Source organism: Methylobacterium sp. B1, assembly GCF_000333255.1.
In the GTDB taxonomy this organism is placed as follows: domain Bacteria; phylum Pseudomonadota; class Alphaproteobacteria; order Rhizobiales; family Beijerinckiaceae; genus Methylobacterium; species Methylobacterium fujisawaense.
In genome coordinates this window covers 1-925 of the sequence record NZ_BACT01001073.1, presented here as the reverse complement: position 1 = coordinate 925, position 925 = coordinate 1, and the positions used below count along the sequence as shown (strand labels likewise).

General features: G+C 73.2%; 1 protein-coding gene. It reads left to right on the top strand.

Annotated features, from left to right (window positions below; genetic code table 11):
• Positions 1-713: galactose 1-dehydrogenase (locus I53_RS29775; RefSeq protein ID WP_043357938.1), on the top strand; the 713-nt coding region annotated here is incomplete at its 5' end.
• Positions 714-925: the final 212 nt, after the last annotated feature.

Below are 925 nucleotides of genomic sequence, written 5' to 3'. Positions count from 1 at the left end.
GCCCTGGCGGGGATCGCGGCGGGCCGCCACTCTTCCTCGAGAAGCCCCCCGGGGCGACGCTGGCCGAGTCGGGGCTCCTGGTCGAGGCCGCCCGGACCCGGGGCGTGAGCCTGCTCGCGAGCTGGCACTCGCGCTTCGCGCCGGGGGTGGAGCCCGCGCGCCGCTGGCTGTCGGGCCGCCGGATCCGGTCGGTGGAGATCGCTTGGCTGGAGGATGTCCGGCACTGGCACCCGGGCCAGGACTGGATCTGGGACGCGGGCGGGATGGGCGTGTTCGATCCGGGGATCAACGCCCTGTCCATCGCCACGCATATCCTGCCGCCGTTCCACCTGACCGGCGCGACCCTGTCGGTGCCGGAGAACCGGCAGGCGCCGATCGCCGCCGACCTGCATTTCGCCGATGCCGCCGGCACCCCGATCCGGGCCCGGTTCGACTGGCGCCAGACCGGGCCGCAGACCTGGGACATCCGGGTCGAGACCGACGACGGTACCCTGGTGCTTTCGCAGGGCGGGGCCGTCCTGACGATCGACGGCCGCGACCAGCCGCTCCCGCCCGAGGCGGAGTACCGCGGCCTCTACGACCGTTTCGCCGCCCTGGTCCGCTCCGGCGCCAGCGACGTCGACCTGAATCCGCTGATCCACGCCGCCGACGCCTTCATGCGCGGCGAGCGCCGCACGGTGGAGGCCTTCACGGACCGACCGGACACGGACTGACCGGGAGGCCCCCTGCGGGACACGAACGCGACAGAGCCAGGCAAGGCCGCGCGGTTAAGGGGGAGTCACATGGGTAAGCAATGGAGAAAGCATAGGCGATGGGCCGCGCTCGCATTCTGCGCCGCGACGGTCACGGCGGGCGCGTGTCCGGCGGGCGCACAGGAATGAGAGCCACGGCTCCGGACGGGGGACCGTCGCTGGTGAATCCGGGC